At 63.8% G+C, this 17,155-nt stretch carries 18 protein-coding genes; 16 read left to right on the plus strand and 2 right to left on the minus strand.

Features of this window, described 5'->3' with window-relative positions:
* The 11 genes from E5P2_RS32155 (at position 1) to E5P2_RS32205 (ending at position 9,260) form a co-directional block, all read left to right on the plus strand.
* Positions 1-1,254 (plus strand): AAA family ATPase, encoded by a 1,254-nt coding sequence (locus E5P2_RS32155; protein WP_162571156.1) that lies wholly within the window; start codon positions 1-3, stop codon positions 1,252-1,254.
* 3 nt (positions 1,255-1,257) lie between these two features.
* Positions 1,258-2,328 (plus strand): ParB/RepB/Spo0J family partition protein, encoded by a 1,071-nt coding sequence (locus tag E5P2_RS32160; RefSeq protein WP_162571157.1) that lies wholly within the window; start codon positions 1,258-1,260, stop codon positions 2,326-2,328.
* 889 nt (positions 2,329-3,217) lie between these two features.
* Entirely contained in the window at positions 3,218-3,550 is a 333-nt protein-coding gene (locus E5P2_RS32165) for a hypothetical protein (RefSeq protein WP_162571158.1), read from the plus strand.
* 154 nt (positions 3,551-3,704) lie between these two features.
* Complete coding sequence (locus E5P2_RS32170; RefSeq protein WP_162571159.1) at positions 3,705-3,998, plus strand: FitA-like ribbon-helix-helix domain-containing protein; 294 nt, start codon at positions 3,705-3,707, stop codon at positions 3,996-3,998.
* On the plus strand, positions 3,995-4,411 hold the full coding sequence (locus tag E5P2_RS32175; protein ID WP_162571160.1) for a PIN domain-containing protein: 417 nt from the start codon (positions 3,995-3,997) through the stop codon (positions 4,409-4,411). The genes E5P2_RS32170 and E5P2_RS32175 overlap by 4 nt, the downstream gene beginning before the upstream one ends.
* A gap of 478 nt (positions 4,412-4,889) precedes the next feature.
* On the plus strand, positions 4,890-5,156 hold the full coding sequence (locus E5P2_RS32180; RefSeq protein ID WP_162571161.1) for a hypothetical protein: 267 nt from the start codon (positions 4,890-4,892) through the stop codon (positions 5,154-5,156).
* A complete protein-coding gene (locus E5P2_RS32185; RefSeq protein ID WP_162571621.1) occupies positions 5,153-6,994 on the plus strand; it encodes a phage integrase family protein in 1,842 nt (613 codons plus the stop codon). The genes E5P2_RS32180 and E5P2_RS32185 overlap by 4 nt, the downstream gene beginning before the upstream one ends.
* Positions 6,995-7,035: 41 nt before the next feature.
* Positions 7,036-7,356: a hypothetical protein gene (locus E5P2_RS32190; protein ID WP_162571162.1), complete on the plus strand. Its 321-nt coding sequence runs from the start codon at positions 7,036-7,038 to the stop codon at positions 7,354-7,356.
* Positions 7,357-7,681: 325 nt separating this feature from the next.
* Positions 7,682-7,963, plus strand: coding sequence for a CopG family ribbon-helix-helix protein (locus E5P2_RS32195; RefSeq protein ID WP_162571163.1), 282 nt, complete (start codon positions 7,682-7,684; stop codon positions 7,961-7,963).
* Positions 7,960-8,235 carry a type II toxin-antitoxin system RelE/ParE family toxin gene (locus E5P2_RS32200; protein WP_162571164.1) on the plus strand — a complete coding sequence of 92 codons (276 nt, stop codon included), beginning with the start codon at positions 7,960-7,962 and terminating at the stop codon, positions 8,233-8,235. The genes E5P2_RS32195 and E5P2_RS32200 overlap by 4 nt, the downstream gene beginning before the upstream one ends.
* A 143-nt stretch (positions 8,236-8,378) precedes the next feature.
* Positions 8,379-9,260: a hypothetical protein gene (locus E5P2_RS32205; protein WP_162571165.1), complete on the plus strand. Its 882-nt coding sequence runs from the start codon at positions 8,379-8,381 to the stop codon at positions 9,258-9,260.
* 191 nt (positions 9,261-9,451) lie between these two features.
* On the opposite strand, the gene E5P2_RS32210 is transcribed toward E5P2_RS32205, so the two are convergent.
* A complete protein-coding gene (locus E5P2_RS32210; RefSeq protein WP_162571166.1) occupies positions 9,452-9,850 on the minus strand; it encodes an Ig-like domain-containing protein in 399 nt (132 codons plus the stop codon).
* A gap of 500 nt (positions 9,851-10,350) precedes the next feature.
* Between E5P2_RS32210 and E5P2_RS32215 the strand changes: the two genes are divergently transcribed.
* The 5 genes from E5P2_RS32215 (at position 10,351) to dctA (ending at position 16,083) form a co-directional block, all read left to right on the plus strand.
* Positions 10,351-11,211 carry an FAS1-like dehydratase domain-containing protein gene (locus tag E5P2_RS32215; RefSeq protein ID WP_174262739.1) on the plus strand — a complete coding sequence of 287 codons (861 nt, stop codon included), beginning with the start codon at positions 10,351-10,353 and terminating at the stop codon, positions 11,209-11,211.
* 30 nt (positions 11,212-11,241) lie between these two features.
* Positions 11,242-12,432, plus strand: a complete 1,191-nt coding sequence (locus E5P2_RS32220; RefSeq protein ID WP_162571167.1) for a CaiB/BaiF CoA transferase family protein — start codon at positions 11,242-11,244, stop codon at positions 12,430-12,432.
* Between the two features lie 10 nt (positions 12,433-12,442).
* Positions 12,443-13,273, plus strand: coding sequence for an HpcH/HpaI aldolase/citrate lyase family protein (locus E5P2_RS32225; protein ID WP_162571168.1), 831 nt, complete (start codon positions 12,443-12,445; stop codon positions 13,271-13,273).
* Positions 13,274-13,314: 41 nt separating this feature from the next.
* Positions 13,315-14,661: a class-II fumarase/aspartase family protein gene (locus E5P2_RS32230; RefSeq protein ID WP_162571169.1), complete on the plus strand. Its 1,347-nt coding sequence runs from the start codon at positions 13,315-13,317 to the stop codon at positions 14,659-14,661.
* Positions 14,662-14,751: 90 nt separating this feature from the next.
* Complete coding sequence (gene dctA / locus E5P2_RS32235) at positions 14,752-16,083, plus strand: C4-dicarboxylate transporter DctA (RefSeq protein ID WP_162571170.1); 1,332 nt, start codon at positions 14,752-14,754, stop codon at positions 16,081-16,083.
* On the opposite strand, the gene E5P2_RS32240 is transcribed toward dctA, so the two are convergent.
* Complete coding sequence (locus tag E5P2_RS32240) at positions 16,077-17,030, minus strand: LysR family transcriptional regulator (protein ID WP_162571171.1); 954 nt, start codon at positions 17,028-17,030, stop codon at positions 16,077-16,079. The genes dctA and E5P2_RS32240 overlap by 7 nt on opposite strands.
* Positions 17,031-17,155: the final 125 nt, after the last annotated feature.

Here is a 17,155-nt window from a genome sequence, read left to right on the forward strand (position 1 = left end):
ATGAAGGAACTTGATATCACCATACCGTCTGAGATCTTTCTCCAGCCATCCACCATGGCCGACATCAAGGCACAGGCCCAACGCGCGAGCATCATGGTGGAGGAAATCCGAGCCAAGATGCTCGCCCCCTCGGCATCGAAGACGAGTCCTGTCTTCATCCAGAAGGAAGTGGCTGAAGCATGCGGGCTGGAACCAGGCCAATTCTCATATCGAATGAAGAATGCCGACCTCCATGCCCTGCCTGAAGGTCACTGGGATGCGAAGAGTCGGCGCCGCGAATTCAGTCTTGCCGAGACGCGGACGTGGGTCAAGGAGTTTCGGAAGGATCGGCTGCGGCCGCCGGGTGGTGAGGCTGTGGTGATCGCAGTGGCCAACTTCAAAGGTGGCGTCGGCAAATCCACGACGACAATGACATTGGCTCAGGGCCTGTCGCTCCTGGGCCATCGAGTGCTCATTATCGATGCTGACCCTCAAGGGTCTCTGTCGACCCTCACGGGGTTGGTGCCGGACATCGACGTCCAAGAGGAGGACACCTTCCTACCTCTGTGCCTGGGCGAAGAGGAATCGATTCGCTACGCGATTCGCTCGACCTACTGGGACGGATTGGACATCGTCGCAGCCGCGCCCCTCCTCTTTGGTATCGAGTTCAGCCTGCCAGCTCGTCAGGTCAAGGAAAGTCGAGATGGCTTCGAGTTCTGGAATGTCCTGAACTTGGGAATTGACGACGTGCGGCAAGACTACGACGTGATCCTGATCGACACGGCCCCTGCCCTTTCCTACGGAACAGTGAATGCTCTTTACGCGGCCAATGGGATCATCATGCCGCTGCCTCCGAACGCCCTGGATTTCGCATCGGGGGCTCAGTTCTGGACGCTTTTCACCGATCTAACGGAGAACCTGATCGGCGCCGCCGGTGTCGAGAAGACGTTCGATTTCATCAACGTGTTGTTGTCGAGGGTAGATAACGACGACGCCAGCACCATGGTTCGCAAGTGGATCATTCAGACCTACGGTGACAAGGTGTTGCCGGCGGAAATCCCGCGGACGGTCGTTACCTCTGCGGCGAGCGCTGAGTTCAACACCGTCTACGACATCTCGCGCTATGACGGCAACGCCCGAACGTACAAGCGTGCCCGTGACGCGTACGACAACCTTGTGCAGTACATGGAGGGCGTGGTTCGCGCCGTCTGGCAGAGAGACATCAAGCGCAGGCAGGCAACCAGCCAGACTAGCGCTGCATTGGAAGGAGCGTGATCGATGGCAACGCGTAAGTTCTTGGAGAAGGGCAACTCGATCGTGTTGCCTTCTGACCCGAAGCGGGAAGACCAGGCTCCCGGGGGAGACACCCCGTCCGTCGGAGCGACCACCAATGGCAACGCCGCGCCGTTGGGCTCCCGACCTCCGAGGACAGCAATCGGGGGAATGGCGGCTTTCATGCGGGAAGAGTCGATGGTGGTTGGCGAGTTGGAAGCGCTCAAGGTGGAGCACGCCCGGTTCGTCGGGGCCGATCCGGTTCGATCCCTTGATCCTCGGGCGATCCGGCGCTCTCGCTATGCCAATCGTCACGTCAGTTCGTTCGCTAGGAAAGAGTTCGCCGGTCTTCGCGACGAAATCCGCAGCGCAGGCGGGAACAACCAGCCGATCAAGGTTCGGCCCGTGACGCCGGGGAGCTTGACGCCAGAGGAGGCCGCAGCGGTTCCGAAGATCGAGTTCGAAATCGTCTACGGGCACCGGCGCCACGCGGCTTGTCTCGAGCTTGGCATTCCTGTCAACGCGGTCATTCAGGCCCGCACGGATCGTCAACTGTTCGAGGACATGGAACGTGAGAATCGGGAGCGCGCGGATCTTTCACCCTATGAGCAGGGGGCAATGTATCTCCATGCGCTCAAGGCAGGGCTCTATCCGTCGATGCGTCAGATGGCCGAAGCTTTGGGCGCCAACGTCTCCGTGGTGAGCCGGGCATGTGCACTCGCTGGATTGCCCTCCGCGGTTGTGGACGCATTTCCATCGCCGGTAGATATTCAGACGCGGTGGGCCAAGCCGCTGAACGATGCCCAACAACGCGATCCGGATCTGCTGCTTGAGCGCGCACGGCGACTGGGCGGTCAAGGAGTAAAGCTGACTGCTGCCCAAGTCTTCAGCTCGCTCATCGATGCGCCGGACGGCGACTCTAGTTCAAGTACAGACTTCGAAGTCGCCGGACCAGGGGGCAGGGCGGTGATGAGCATTGATCGGAAAGGGCGCATGACGGTGAAGTTCGACAGGCCTCTGACGCCTCAGGCCAAGGCCGAGTTTGAGCGTGTTCTAAAGAAGATGTTCGAGCGGTAGGGCTCATTAGCCGAGCAGTGAGCTCCTGTCCCAGGCGCTTTTTTTGAGTCGCGGCCGCTCCGCGCGCCAAGTGTTGCTCCGAGCAACACCCGCCACGGTAGGCTTGCGGAATGTCGGCACCTGACGCTTTGATGCCAAGTTGATGGTGGCGACGCAGACGGCTTGCGGCATTTGCGCTATTGGCGCGCCCTTGGCGCCGGCAGGGGTTGTGATGACCGCGGGGGGCGAAATCTGCGAGGTCCCTAGTCGTGCTGCTGCAGGTCATGAGGCGGCCTGCATCGCGCCATGCGCCACAGCAGACGAGTTTCCACTCGGCTTTGCACTAGGTGCAGGCCCTGAATTGACGACACCCCAGGACGCTCTACGTCGGCTGCTCGGCCCGCCAGTTGCGTCGGTGGTAAGCGTCGCGTGCCTCTTGCGCCTTCATCTCGCCACCATGCCGCAGTGAGCGGGGAGCGACGCCTCGGTGATCACGAGGTCAGCTTCGCGTTCGCGGTGTTCCAGCCGGGTGCGCGTGCAGCGATCGCATCTTGGCGCCGCGCGATTGCGGCGGAGATGTCCAATTCGGGTTCGCTCTTCTCGACGTCGTCGGCCCCACGCGCTCGTTGAGCGAGGCGCCGATTTGAGCCTTCAACTTGCCTTCGGCCTTGAGCATATGGCTTTGCTCATTGCCTTGTGGGCGGTAAGGAGCCTTGATCGAAGAAGTTGTTCGAGGGTAGGACGGCCAGTCGATCAGCGAGCGCCTGGCCCAGGCATTTTCTTTTGGCCTGGCCGCCGGGCGAGCGTCACGCGGACCAGGGTGTTGCTCCGAGCAACACCTGTGCGATTGCGACGAATTGCTAAAACAGGATCTCGCTGAGCATCGACTCATGGCTTCTAGCATTGGCCAATGGATTCGAGCCTTGACTGCGACTTGCCCCAGGCGATCGCCACCCAAGCAACCAACGCCGTGCAGCTCCGCCACCTGTTGCATGGCGGAGAGGTGCGCCAGAGGTATTCATCGTTGCCGCGCGGGTCCACCGGGCAGGCACCTGACGGCAACGAGCTGCGCTGGAACAGCCCGGACGGCAAAAAACTGGCAATGATGAAGGCGGATCGGAAGGGGAGGGTGACGCTTTCCATCGGACAGCCGTTGGATCTGGCCAGACGCGAGGAGCTGGGCAGGCTGATCGATGCCTTTCTGAAGGGTTCGGTACGCGCTGGGACGGCGTCCTCCCACTAATTCGTCGAAGGCCTGTTCAAGGAGCAGGGCCTCGAGTGCGACTCTGCGAGGACCTGGCTAGACGGTCCACCACCAGCAGCTGCGCGCTCGGAATTTTGCTATCGAATCAGAAAACAGCTATCATAACGATATCCTTCTTAAAGGAGTGATAGCAATGCCCACCTTGATCATCCGAAACCTTCCCGAGGAGGCGCATCTCGCGCTCAAAGTCATGGCGGCGAATCAGGCGGGCAGGGCGGCGCGCGGGAGTGTCGAAGGTGTGGCTCGCCGTCTCCTGGTCGAAGCGACCCAGCCGAAGGGACCAGGACTCGGCACCCGGTTCGCACGTATCAACGCCGAGCTCGCAGCAGATCTCGCCGCGGCTGGCGAGGAGGCCTATACCGACGCGGAAGTCGACGCGCTGTTCAAGCGCTCGGACGAGGTCAGTCAACCAGCGAACTTTGAATGATCGTTCTCGATACCAACGTGCTCTTGGAACCAAGCAAGAGCGTGGCCAGCCCCGTGGTCATGGAGTGGCTGGAGCGACAACAGATTGACGGCCTCTACACGACGTCAGTCAACGCAATGGAGCTGCTTGAAGGGATAGGGCGCCTGCCTGAAGGTGCGCGCAAGCGCTCCCTCGAGTCGGCCAACGGCAAGGTGCTCAACGAGTTGGAAGGGCGCATTCTCCCTTTTGATGTCGCAGCCGCCGCAGCTTACGCCGACCTCATGAACTCGACGCGCCGCAACGGTTTTAGTGTCGGAGTCGCCGATTGCATGATTGCCGCTGTGGCCTCAATCCACGGCTTCGTGGTGGCAACCGGCGACGACGCTCCCTTCAAGGCAATGGGCCTGAAGGTGATCAACCCCTGGACGGCCTGAAAACCCCAGTGCTGCGGCCAGTGCGCGTCTGGAGCCGCAGTTCTGGTCCCTTTTCTCGGACTTGACCGAGACGATGCTGGAAGGCCGCAGCCAGACCAAGAGCTTCCACTCCTTTGGCGCAGTGACGCAAGCCGAGTAAATTCGTAGTGAACACCGACTTCTCTTATGAGGCGCAAGAGGGGCCATGGGACTGATCCGTCAAACTCGCGCTCCATCCGCGTGCAAGAGGGCTCGATCGCCAGCAATCAGGGGATTGAAAAATCTCCAATGAAATCAATGGCTTGAAAAGACCTTCTCGAGAAATGCCACCAGCGACACCAAAAAATGGTATTGATGATAATAATGCCTATCATCGCGTCTAATCCGGTCCAATGCGATCCCGCTCCTCGAAGAGGAGGACAGTGCCATCTCCACTGCCGCACCCTTTTTGATGCATCCGCCCAAACGTCCAGCTTCTCATCGGTTTACCGTCGCAGCCATGGCCGCCGTACCGACCCCACAGCAACTCGGCCACCTCGATGATGAGGAGCTCGAGCGCCTGGCTGTGTCCTGGCGCACTCTGGCGCTTCGCGGCGACCGCGAGGCCAACGGGATCGCCCATGCCCTCGAAGTCGAGCGGCGCCGACGGATGCGGGCGAGCCAGCTGGCGCAACTGCCGCCGCAGCCGCTGGCAACACCGCGGCCCTGGTGGAAATTCTGGGGATCCCCTGCCGACAAGGACCGCGACCCGCCGTGGCCGACATGAGGAAAAAAGCGCTTCCACGCAAGTTGCACAGCGGGCACTTCGCCTTCATGAGGGCCCTGGCCCAAGGCCTCAACGAGCGCGCGAGCTGGGACCGGTACCTGCGGCTCGAAGGCGAGCACACGGATCTGCGGACGGTCCGAAAAACGATCGCCTGGATCCGCGACGAATTCGCGGCCGCGGCCAGGCGTGAGAACAAGCCGGGCACCGCCCGGCTGATCCTGCTGGACCCGGATCGGATCAAGTCGGCACCCAAGCAACCGACGCTGGCCGAGTTTGCCCAAGCGCAGGGCATGGAGGATTTTTCGGAAACCGAGCAGCTTGAAGCCTACGAAGAGGCCTATCCGCCCAGTGCGAGCGGAGGTAGGGGAGGGCAGGGCGCTTCGGCCCAGCCCACGCGCCGCGCCCGCGTCATCGAACGGCAGCTCGAAGCGCTGCGTTGGTTGCAAGGCCTCGTGGCGCAGGATCCGCGACCGGGCGACCGCGTGGGGGCGTGGCTGAATCCTTCGCTGGCCAGCCGCCTCGAGCGCGCCGACGTCCCGACACTCGCGACGCTCGTCGAACGCATCAACGGCATCGGCGCACGCTGGTGGGTGCAGGTGCCGGGCGTGGGAGCGCTCAAGGGCTCACGAATCCTCGAGTGGCTTCATGCGAACGAGGCCGTGCTGGGGCTGCGGGTCGGGAAGCACGTGGACCAACCGCGTGCGCAACTGTCGCCAGCCACCCTGGCCGACGTCGTGCCAGCGGCCACCGCCATCCGCCCTTTCGAGAAATTCCTGCTGCCGGCCGATCTGGATGGCCGTGCGGGGCGCTTTCGAGCGCCGATCGAGAAATGTCTCATCTTGGCCCGCAACGACCACGAGGCGATCGGCGCCTGGCTGGCTTCGAAGCAGCCGGGACGTGTCAATGGCGAACTTTCGTCGACGCAGCGGGCGTATCGCAAGGAGGCGGAGCGGCTGCTGCTGTGGGCGATCCTTGAACGGCAGAAGGCGTTGTCATCCTTGACGGTGGGGGATGTGGCTGACTACAAATCTTTTCTCGCGGATCCGCCGGCGACCTGGTGCGGCCCGCGCCATCACCAGCGCTGGTCGCCCCTGTGGCGGCCGCTCGAGGGGCCCCTGGCCGCGGCCGCGCTGCGGCATTCGCTGACCATCCTGAGGAGCCTGTTTGCTTTCCTCATGGGTCAGGGCTACGTGACGGGGAATCCGTTTACGGGCGTGACGTTGCCGTCAAACCAGCAGAGGCCGCTGGGCTCGAGCCGGGCCCTGACCTTCGCCCAGTGGGACCACGTCGACGCGCTGTTGAAAAACTATGTCGACACGGAAGCCGAGCGGCGGCTTCGGCGCGGCATGCGCTGGCTCTACGCGACAGGGCTGCGCCTGGCCGAGATCACCAGCGTGAAATGCGAGGACCTAGAGCAGATCGAATACAAGACGGCCGATGGGACCGTTACGACCGACTGGATGTTGTCGGTCACCGGCAAGGGCGGGCGCTGCCGGCGGGTGCCGATTCCGGGCGAGCTGGTCGACGAGCTTGGCGAAGAACTGGCTCGATTCGGCTTCGAGCGGCAGGTGAGCGCGCCGGGCAATCGGGGCATCCATGTGTTGGCGCGCTTCGACACGGAACTCGAGCGGCCGGGATGCTGGTCGGCCTCGGGGCTTTACCAGGCGGTCAAGGCATTCCTGGCGCACGCAGCCGACAGCCTCGAGGGAGTCGATGCGCAGCAGCTTCGAAAGGCCAGCACGCACTGGCTGCGCCACTGTGTCCCGCGCCCGACTATCGCCGGTTTTCGGCCGGCGACGCCACCGCACACGGAAGTCGCCCAAGTTCACCGGACATAGTCTTGCCCCTTCCAAGCTAACTCGATTGGAAGGAGCACGTCATGGCACATTCTCGCGAGCCTTCGTGGTCCATGGCACGCCCACCTGAAGGGCCGCTGGCCGGGCGCATCAATGCCTTCACCTCGCACCTGATCAACCAAGGCTACGCCGCATCCTCCGCGCACCTGGAGACACCCCTGGTTGCGGATTTCAGCCGGTGGCTGATGACCGGGGGAGTCGCGCTGGCAGAGATCACGCCTGGGCACGTGGCTCGGTATCTCCGTCACCGCGCGCGTCACAAGCGTCCGCGGCGAGGCGACCCGGTCGCACTGGGCCGGTTGTTGACGCTCCTGTGGGCGGCGACACTCTTCTTGTCCGGTTGAACGACAAATATGATGGCCAGTGGTGAGGAGTCGGAGGCGGCGTAGCCGCCGTAGACGACGAACCACCGGCGGCGCCGGATTGGCGGGGGTTCACGATGACGGGTTCAGGTCTCAAGAAGAGGTCGGTTCCCGTGTCAGGTCCCCGAATCACCGATCAGCGGGTACGCCTCGCCTCCGTCGTGGTGGCCGCGGTTTCGGCAACCCTGCGCAAGCGCACGAGCCGCTGGCTCAAGGGCGTTCACGGGCCATGCTTGACGATTGGTTCTCAATCAGATAGATTGGAAACCGATCAACACTTGCTGAACTGTCTTCAAGACCATTGACCATGGCACAAACCGCCGAAACCCGCGTACTCACTGCGCACGTCCCGTTGCAATTGGCAGAGAAAGTCGACCAATGGGCCGCGCGTCTGGAACGTTCCAAGGGATGGATCGTCAAGCAGGCGCTGACCGCCTGGATCGACCAGGAACAGGAGCGCAGCCGTCTGACGCACGAAGCGCTGGCGGACGTAGATGCTGGCCAGGTGATCGATCAGCAGGCGGTCCAGGCTTGGGCGGACAGCCTGGGCACCAACGCCGTGCTGCCGGTGCCCGCCGCCCGCCGATGAAAGTCCAATGGACGAGCAAAGCGCTTTCGGATCTGGTCAGGCTCCATGAGTTTCTAGCCGCCGTGAACGGGCCGGCCGCTGCACGCGCGATTCAGCAGCTCACAGCGGCGCCGAGCAAACTGACGATCAACCCACGCATAGGCGAACGCCTGGAGGAGTTCGAACCGCGCGAAGTGCGTCGGATTCTGGTGGGTCGTTACGAAGTGCGCTACGAGATCCAGGAGTCAACCATCTACGTGCTGCGGTTGTGGCACACGCGCGAGGACCGATGAAGTGGGTGACTGGCCAGCGACAGCGATCTAGTGCCGTGCACAAAGTTGGCGTCGCAAGCACCGCGCCGCGGCGTAAGCACATGCCTGCCCCCCACGAGCTGATTGACAGTCACGCGCAAGGACAGCCCGTTCGGAATGGGACCATGCAGCCGCAACAACTCGACATCTTCGATCACAGTCGCGACACCGTGCTCGGCAACGACGTCGCGGCCGCCCTCGAGCGTCGCGACCCGAGCGGCGCCAGATCGGCGTGGGGCACATTCGCAGAGGAATTCCCAAAGCATGAATCCCTGGCGCCGCTTTCCGTGCTCGTGGATGCGCTCGAGCAGCGCGTGGCTGTACCGCTCCAGGATCACGAGTCCCTGCACGATGCGCGCCGTGCATTGAGCGAAGTGATCGAACCTGCAGCGCTGCGTATTTTCGGGAAGTGCGCCGCTGCCACATGGCTCATCCCGCTGTGGAGGGAGATGGCGCAGCGGGCCGCGCATCTTGTGTTTCGCCCCGAGCGCCATGATGACCACGCCGCCGCACTGTGGCTGCGGGCCGGCGATTGGTCCGCGGCGAACGACGCCGTGGCACGGATCGCGTCGTGGCGCCGAATTCCGGCGCCGCTGGCCTGGATGGCAGAGGCGCGTTATCGCGCCCATGATCTGGACGGTGCATGGGGCCTGCTCGCAGAACTCGCCTGGCTGTCGCCCGATCGATTTGACCAACTGACGAAGAGGCTCGCCGACCCGCTGCTGGAGCGACTTCGCAAGGCGTTCGACGCGAGTTTTGACGGGCACGGCGACGTGCGCGACCTGGCCTGGTTTCCAGCCTGGGTGCTCACGGAAAAACCCAGCTTGTCAGCCCTGTTGGGCCAAGCGCAGCGTTCTCTCCACACCGAGGCCGAACAGGCGATGCGACTGCTGCTGGAACTTCTGGGTCTGGAGCGCCAGGGCCGGCATTACGAGGTGGTCGCGCAACGCAAGGCGCTGCGCGATGCCCATCCGTCGCTGTATGCGGCCTATATGAGGACGCGGTGATCGCGTCATTGCGAGCGGAGCGGAAAAAACCTGGGCCCTCAGACCAGCTATGAGACGCTCGTCGCTATTCGGTCAGAAGGCGGGATCACGGAATGGACGATCAGGCTCCGAGCTGACGCTGGCCCTTGATGTCGACAAACATTGCGTGGTTGGCTTGTTACCTCGGCATGGAGCCTCCGGCGCGTGAGCGATCAGGGCGCGGTCACGACCACGTTGACGTGCAGTTTGAGCCTGTCCTGTTGGGTGCGCGCCCGCGCGAAAGCCTCGTACTCGAATTCGTCATCGCCGACATAGCCCGGCTCGGGCGTGTAGCGCGCCTCGGGCGGCACGAACTCCGCCTTGCCGTGCGTCGGTTGTCTGGTGATGCTGCCCGAGTCTGCAGGGCCTGTCTTGTCGGCAGCCTCGCCATAATTGGCCATGACGCAGGCACTGCCGTCGTTGACAACGTGCATCTTGGTCGAAGTGCCCTGGGGCAACGTGGCGCCGCGTAACGAATCTATCCGGCAAGTCTTTTGCGCGAAGGCCGGCGGCGATGCTGCGGCGGCCACGAGCAAGGTGATGGCGGCATAGCGAGGGGGGCACAATTTCAAGGCGTTCTCCTTGGGCTGGGGTGCGAGCGAGAGTAGCCGTTGGAGTCATACCCTGGCAACCGATTCCGGTTCTGTTGCAATCCGGCCGTCCGGTTAGCTGGAGGATCCCGTTCGAATCGCGTCAGGAGACCCCTGCACTTGGGCGGCTCTGGTGCAGCAGGGCGTGCGGTTGGCTGCTGCATTGGTGAAATGCGGGCAGCTCGATGGCGAAGAAGGTTCAAAGCATGGACGATCTTTTCAAGGGTCGGCACTTTTGGCTAGCTGAGTTCAATGACTTCAACAAGCGCTCCCCCCCGCCGGATCAAGGTCTTGCGATCTGAGGCGATGGCTCGCAGCGAAGTGAAGCCAACGGCGATGAACATTCAGCACAAAGCAATAGCTGTTTATTGCACTGCATGCATCAATAAGTCCAAATAATGCAATTCCGCAGATAGAGCCTGCGCCGCAAACTTCGGGTCAAGAACTGCCGCCGCTCGGTGCAGTCAACGAAGGAGACTACTGTGGACGCTCAGCAAGATCAGCTGCAATCATGGATTGGACGCAGCGAGAGGGTCGAAGACACCATCAACCCCACCCCTGTGCTGGCGCTGACGGCAACGCTGGATCACCCAGCTGCACCGACCACCGCCGGCACCGCGATTCCGCCCCTGTGGCACTGGCTCTACTTCCTTCCGATGCATCGGCAGAGCGACATCGGCGCCGATGGCCATGCGAAGCGTGGCGGCTTCCTGCCGCCGGTACCGCTGCCGCGGCGCATGTGGGCGGGCAGCCAGTTCGAGTTCCGCTCGCCGATCCGCGTTGGTGATCGCGTTGCCCGCACCTCGACGATCGACGATGTCACCACAAAGGAGGGCCGCACCGGCAAGCTGGTGTTCGTCAAGGTGCGCCATGAAGTGCGCTGCAATGAAGCCACCGAACCGGCGCTGGTCGAGTTCCACGACATCGTCTATCGCGAAGCCCAGGGCCCGGAGGACGTCGCACCCCCGCCGCAGGCCGCGCCGGCAGAAGCCGCATGGCGCCGCGAGATCGTGCCCGACGACGTGCTGCTGTTCCGCTATTCGGCGCTCACCTTCAACGGACACCGCATCCACTACGACCGCCAGTACGTCACGCAGGTCGAAGGCTACCCCGGCCTGATCGTGCACGGCCCGTTGATTGCGACGCTGCTGATGGATTTGCTGCGCCGCCAGTTGCCCGACGCCGAGGTCGCGAGCTTCCGCTTCAAGGCCGTGCGCCCGACCTTCGACCTGAATGCCTTCCACGTCAGCGGCCAGCCGCAGCCCGACGGCAAGACGATCCGTCTCTGGGCCTCGGACCACGAGGGCTGGCTGACGATGGACGCCACCGCCGTGCTGCGCTGATCCACCTCCAACATAGAAAGAGACAACCACATGCAGCCACTCAAAGGCATCACCGTCGTCACGCTGGAGCACGCGATCGCCGCGCCCTTTGCGACGCGGCAACTGGCCGACCTCGGCGCCCGTGTCATCAAGATCGAGCGCCCCGGCTCCGGCGACTTCGCTCGCGGCTACGACGAGCGCGTTCGCGGCTTGGCGTCGCACTTCGTCTGGACTAACCGTTCCAAGGAAAGCCTTACCCTCGACGTGAAGCACCCCGAGGCCGCCAAGGTACTCGAACGCTTGGTCATGGAGAAGGCCGTCGTCGTCGTGCAGAACCTGGCACCCGGCGCGGCGACCCGCCTGGGGCTGGGCTACAGGAAGCTCTCGGCCGCCAAGCCGGGCCTGATCGTCTGCGACATCTCCGGCTATGGCGACGACGAGGCCAACCCCGGCCCCTACCGCGACAAGAAGGCCTACGACCTGTTGATCCAGAGCGAAGCCGGCTTCGTCTCGGTGACCGGCACGCCCGACGAGCCCTGCAAGGCCGGCCCGTCGATCGCCGACATCGCCGCCGGCATGTACGCGTACAGCAGCATCCTCGCCGCACTGCTTCAGCGCGGCCAGACCGGCAAAGGCCAGCGCATCGACATCTCGATGCTGGAGTCGCTGGTCGAGTGGACCAGCTACCCGCTCTACTACGCCTTTGAAGGCGCCGCGCCGCCGCCGCGCACCGGGGCGAGCCACGCGACCATTTACCCCTATGGCCCGTTTCCCGCCGGCGACGGCACCACGGTGATGCTCGGCCTGCAGAACGAGCGCGAATGGGCCAGCTTCTGCGACAAGGTGCTGCAACAGCCGGGCCTCGCGACGGACCCGCGTTTCACCGCCAACTTCAAGCGTGTGGCAGAGCGTATCGCCTTGCGCCAGATCATCGTGGACGCCTTCCAGACGTTGACCGGCGCGCAAGTGGTCCAACGGCTCGAGCTGGCTCAGATCGCCAATGCCCGGGTCAACACGATGGCAGATGTGTGGGCGCATCCACAACTCGCGGCGCGCGGCCGCTGGACCGAGGTCGGCACCGCCAAGGGCCCGGTGCCCGCGATGCTGCCACCCGGCACCTGGGACACCGGCCCGCGCATGGACCCGGTGCCTGCACTGGGCGAGCACACCGACGCGATCCTGTCCGAACTGGGCTATAGCACGGCCGAGATCGCCGGCCTGCGTTCGTCCAATGCCGTCTGAGGTCAGCGCCATGTCATCCCATTCACCGACCCACGCGCGCACCTACCTCTTTGTGCCCGGCTCGCGGCCCGAACGATTCGCGAAGGCACTGGCGAGTGGCGCCGATGCGGTCGTGCGCGACCTGGAAGATGCAGTGGCCGAGGACGACAAGGCCACGTCGCGCGATGCAGTGGCCGAGTGGTTCGCAACCGCCTCAACCGAAGACCGGTTGCGCATCGTGGTGCGCATCAACGACACAGGTTCGGCTTGGTTTGCCGCCGACCTCTTGACCATGCGCGACGCAGGGGTGATCAGCGTGCTTTTGCCGAAGGTCGAGTCGGCTGACCAGATCGACACGACGCAAGCGGCGTTGCCAGGCGTCAGCGTGCTCGCGCTCATCGAAAGCGCCCGCGGCGTGGCGCAGGTCGATAGCGTGGCTTCTGGCGGCGCATCGCGCCTGGTCTTCGGCACGCTCGACTTCGCGCTCGACCTCAACATAGACATCGGCACCGACGCAACCGGCCTGGCCTACGCGGCAAGCCGCATCGCGATCGCCTCGCGGGTCGCAGGAATACCCGCGCCGGTGGCTGGCGTCACGCCACAACTCGACGACGAGGCGTGCTTGCTGGCCGACCTGGCCGACGCACGCCGCTTCGGCTTCGGCGCCAAGCTGTGCATCCATCCGAAACAGGTGCTGCCGATTCACACCGCGCTGCGCCCCGACGCAAAGGCGCTCGACTGGGCGCGCCGCGTGCTGGTCGCCGACGCCGCATCCCCCGGTGCCGCACGCCTGGACGGCCGCATGGTCGACCGTCCGGTGGTGCTGCAGGCCCAACGCACGCTGGCCCTGGCCCGCGACTGAACCCCCTCCCCAACTTCCAGATCAGAAAGAGACAACCCACCATGGCCTCCACCATCATCGACTCCCGCATCTTCGGCGACATGTTCAGCGACGTGCGCATGCGCGACGTCTGGTCCGACGAGAACCGCACCGCCAAGTACCTCGACATCGAACGCGCTCTCGCCAAGGTGCAGGGCGAACTGGGGATCATCCCAAAGGAAGCGGCCGACGAGATCGTCAAGAACTGCGAGCTATCGCAGATTGACTGGGACAAGCTCAAGGCCAAGACCGAGCAGATCGGCTACCCGATCATCGCGGTGGTCAACCAGATCAATGCCAACTGCCGCGACAAGCTCGGCGAGTTCTGTCACTGGGGTGCGACCACGCAGGACATCACCGATACGGCCGCCGTGCTGCAGATGCGCGAAGGCCTGGCATTGGTGGAGCAGGACCTGAACGAGATCGGCGAGGCGCTGGCCGCGCTCGCGAAGAAATACCGCGACACGCCGATCATCGGCCGCTCGAACCTGCAGCAGGCCACGCCAATCACCTTCGGCTACAAGATGGCAAGCATCCTCGCGGGCATCGACCGCCATCGCGAGCGCCTGCAGCAGCTCAAGCCGCGCGTGCTGATGGGCGAGTTCGGCGGCGCTTCTGGCACGCTGTCGTCGCTCGAAAAGGGCGCGATGGAAACGCAGGCCGGCCTGATGAAGGAACTGGGACTGGCCCAGCCGCTGATCTCCTGGCACACGGTGCGCGACACCATCGCGGAAGTCGGCGCCTTCCTCGGGCTGGTCGGCGGCTCGCTCGGCAAGATCGCGATGGACGTCAAGTTGATGATGCAGACCGAAGTGGCCGAGGTGTTCGAGCCCTTCGCGCCGGGCCGCGGCTCGTCGTCGACCATGCCGCAAAAGCGCAATCCGATCTCCTGCCTCTACATCCATGCCAACGTGTCGGTGGCGCGCCAGCATGCCGCCGCGCTGATGGACGCAATGGTGGCCGACCATGAGCGCTCCACTGGCCCGTGGGAAATCGAGTGGGTGTCGCTGCCCGAGATCTTCTGCCTGATGTCGGGCGCATTGAAGCAGACAAAATTCGTGCTCAAGGGCCTTGAAGTGGACGCGACCCGCATGCGCGCCAACATCGACATCACCAATGGGTTGGTCATGTCGGAAGCCGTGATGATGGGCCTCGGCCCGTACATCGGTCGCGAATACGCTCACGACCTGGTGTACGACCTGTGCCGCCAGTCGCTCAGCGAGAGCCGGCCTTTGATCGAGATCCTCGCTGCGCACCCGGAGATCAACAAGCACGTCACCCGCGCGCAACTCGACGCCATGTGCGACCCGGCGAACAACCTCGGCCAGGCCGGCGTGATGGTCGACCGCGTGCTGGCCGCGCGACGCTGACCGCCGCGCACCCGCCCGCCACCGTGTCCAGAGACCCACCGGCAAAGACCGGTTCGCCTACCCGCGCGCCCAAATCCAGGAGACAACACCGTGAACATCCGCAAGCTCTTGAAGCTCCTCTACGTCCAGGTTCTGATCGGCCTGATCTTCGGCATCACCGTGGGCCACTATTGGCCGGACTTCGGCGCCGGCTTGAAGCCGCTCGGCGATGCCTTCGTGAAGCTGGTCAAGATGATGATTGCGCCAGTGGTGTTCTGCACCATCGTGACCGGGATCACTTCCCTCGGTGATTCGAAAGAGATCGGCAAGACGCTGCTGAAGGCGATGGGCCTGTTCTACGCGCTGACCATCCTCGCGCTGATCACCGGGCTGGTGGCGGTGTTCGTGCTACAGCCCGGAGCAGGCATGCACATCGACCCGAAGAACCTCGATGCGTCCGTCGCCACGAGCTTTGCGAAGCAGATCCACATCCACGGCTTTGCCGACTTCGTGCTGCACATCATTCCCAACGCCTTCTTCGGCGCGTTTGCGGAAGGCGAGGTGTTGCCGGTGCTGCTGCTGGCCGTGCTGTGCGGCTTTGGACTGACACGCATCGGTGCGGCGGCCAAGCCGGTGCTCGACGGCATCGATGGCTTCTCGCACATGCTGTTCGCGGCTTTCAGCATCATCATGCGGCTGGCGCCCATCGGTGCGTTCGGTGCGATGGCCTTCACCGTCGGGCGTTATGGCATCAAGTCGATCGGTTCGCTCGGACTTCTGATCGGTACGTTCTATGTGGCCTGCGGCTTCTTCGTCGTCGTGATGCTCGGCGTGCTGGCCCGACTTCACGGGTTCAAGCTCTGGCAATTGCTGCGCTACATCCGCGAGGAACTGCTGGTGGTGCTGGGCACTTCGTCGAGCGAGCCGGTGCTTCCGCGCCTGCTCATGAAGCTGGAGCGGCTGGGTTGCAAGAAGGGCGTGGTGGGCCTGGTGCTGCCGACCGGCTACTCGTTCAACCTCGATGGCACGGCCATCTACCTGACACTGGCATCGATGTTCATCGCGCAGGCCTGTGACATCCACCTTTCATGGGGCCAGATCGCAGCGATGCTCGGGATCATGCTGCTCACGTCGAAGGGCGCGGCAGGGGTCACGGGCAGCGGTTTTGTTGCCCTGGTGGCAACGCTCACGGTGATGCCCGAACTGCCGGTGGCCGGCGTGGCGTTGATCGTCGGTGTCGATCGCTTCATGTCGGAAGCCCGCGCGCTGACCAGCACCATCAGCAACGCGGTGGCCTGCATCGTGGTGTCGAAGTGGGAGAACGCCTGCGACCACGAGGTACTGACGCGGGAGCTGTCCACCAACTATGCCAGCACCGAGCACGAGCTTGAAGTTGGCGACGGGCAACCCGTAGTGATCGGTCGCGCCGGTACGGCTCACTGATCCACAGCAACAGAAATCGGCGCGGCGGCGCGGCCTTTGGCCGGCTTGCCGCGCTTTGCTTTCATCTCCAGGAAGAATCCATAGAGCTGTTGCGCGGCCGGCGACAGCGAACGGCCCTTGCGCCGGATCAGTCCGATCTTGCGTGTGACGAGCGGCTCGATCAGCGGCACGCTGACCAGCAGCGGGTGGTCGGCGGCGGGCATCGCCATCGACGGCACTGCCGCCACGCCCAGCCCCGCCTCGACCAGCCCGAGCATCGTCGTGACGTGCTGCGTCTCGTAGATGGGCTGCGGCCGGCCCCGCACGTTCGACAGCGCCTGGTCCAGCAGCAGGCGGTTGCCCGACACCTTGCTCACCGAGATGTAGTCGTAGGCGGCCAGTTCGGTCCAGGTGACGCGGCGCTTCTTGGCCAGTGAATGGTCGCGCCGGCAAGCCGCGACGAATCGCTCCTCCAGAAGGGGCATGAAATCGATGTCGGTCTCCTGGCTGCCGACGAAGTTGAGGCCGAAGTCGGCATCGCCATTCGCCACGGCCGACAGCACGTCATTGGCACCCGCATCGAGCACCTTGACCCGGATCTTCGGATAGCGCTCGTGGTATCGCGAGATCACCTGCGACAGGTAGTAGTAGACAGTCGACGGCACGCAGGCAATCGTCACCTCGCCCATGCGCGTCCCCGCGACGCCGCGAATGCCGAGCAGTGTCTGATCGAGGTCGTCGAGCAACTGCTGAACCTTGCGGTCGAAATCGCGGCCCACGGAGGTGAGGCTTACGCGCCGCGTGGTGCGCTCCAGCAGGCGCACGCCCAGCGCTTCCTCCAGTTTTTCGATACGCCGGCTGAACGCGGGTTGCGACACGTGCAAGGCCTCGGCCGCCTTGCGGAAGCTGCTGAGTTCGGCCACGGCGCGAAAGGCCTGCAGGTCGTTCAGGTTGAAGTTGATGGCCACGGGTGCTCTCCGGTTGTGGATCCCAGTGATCCAAAGTGTGCATCAATCCATCGGAAACATGCAATTCACAGTAGTTCGCAGGGCGCGGAACATACGTCCATCGGTCCAACGACAACAGACTCGCA

Origin of the sequence: Variovorax sp. SRS16 (assembly GCF_901827165.1) — a bacterium.
GTDB lineage: Bacteria > Pseudomonadota > Gammaproteobacteria > Burkholderiales > Burkholderiaceae_C > Variovorax.

Coding starts and splice junctions, on each gene's coding strand:
- E5P2_RS32155 (WP_162571156.1), top strand. CDS start 1: ATGAAGGAACTTGATATCACCATACCGTCTGAGATCTTTCTCCAGCCA.
- E5P2_RS32160 (WP_162571157.1), top strand. CDS start 1,258: ATGGCAACGCGTAAGTTCTTGGAGAAGGGCAACTCGATCGTGTTGCCT.
- E5P2_RS32165 (WP_162571158.1), top strand. CDS start 3,218: ATGGATTCGAGCCTTGACTGCGACTTGCCCCAGGCGATCGCCACCCAA.
- E5P2_RS32170 (WP_162571159.1), top strand. CDS start 3,705: ATGCCCACCTTGATCATCCGAAACCTTCCCGAGGAGGCGCATCTCGCG.
- E5P2_RS32175 (WP_162571160.1), top strand. CDS start 3,995: ATGATCGTTCTCGATACCAACGTGCTCTTGGAACCAAGCAAGAGCGTG.
- E5P2_RS32180 (WP_162571161.1), top strand. CDS start 4,890: ATGGCCGCCGTACCGACCCCACAGCAACTCGGCCACCTCGATGATGAG.
- E5P2_RS32185 (WP_162571621.1), top strand. CDS start 5,153: ATGAGGAAAAAAGCGCTTCCACGCAAGTTGCACAGCGGGCACTTCGCC.
- E5P2_RS32190 (WP_162571162.1), top strand. CDS start 7,036: ATGGCACATTCTCGCGAGCCTTCGTGGTCCATGGCACGCCCACCTGAA.
- E5P2_RS32195 (WP_162571163.1), top strand. CDS start 7,682: ATGGCACAAACCGCCGAAACCCGCGTACTCACTGCGCACGTCCCGTTG.
- E5P2_RS32200 (WP_162571164.1), top strand. CDS start 7,960: ATGAAAGTCCAATGGACGAGCAAAGCGCTTTCGGATCTGGTCAGGCTC.
- E5P2_RS32205 (WP_162571165.1), top strand. CDS start 8,379: ATGCAGCCGCAACAACTCGACATCTTCGATCACAGTCGCGACACCGTG.
- E5P2_RS32220 (WP_162571167.1), top strand. CDS start 11,242: ATGCAGCCACTCAAAGGCATCACCGTCGTCACGCTGGAGCACGCGATC.
- E5P2_RS32225 (WP_162571168.1), top strand. CDS start 12,443: ATGTCATCCCATTCACCGACCCACGCGCGCACCTACCTCTTTGTGCCC.
- E5P2_RS32230 (WP_162571169.1), top strand. CDS start 13,315: ATGGCCTCCACCATCATCGACTCCCGCATCTTCGGCGACATGTTCAGC.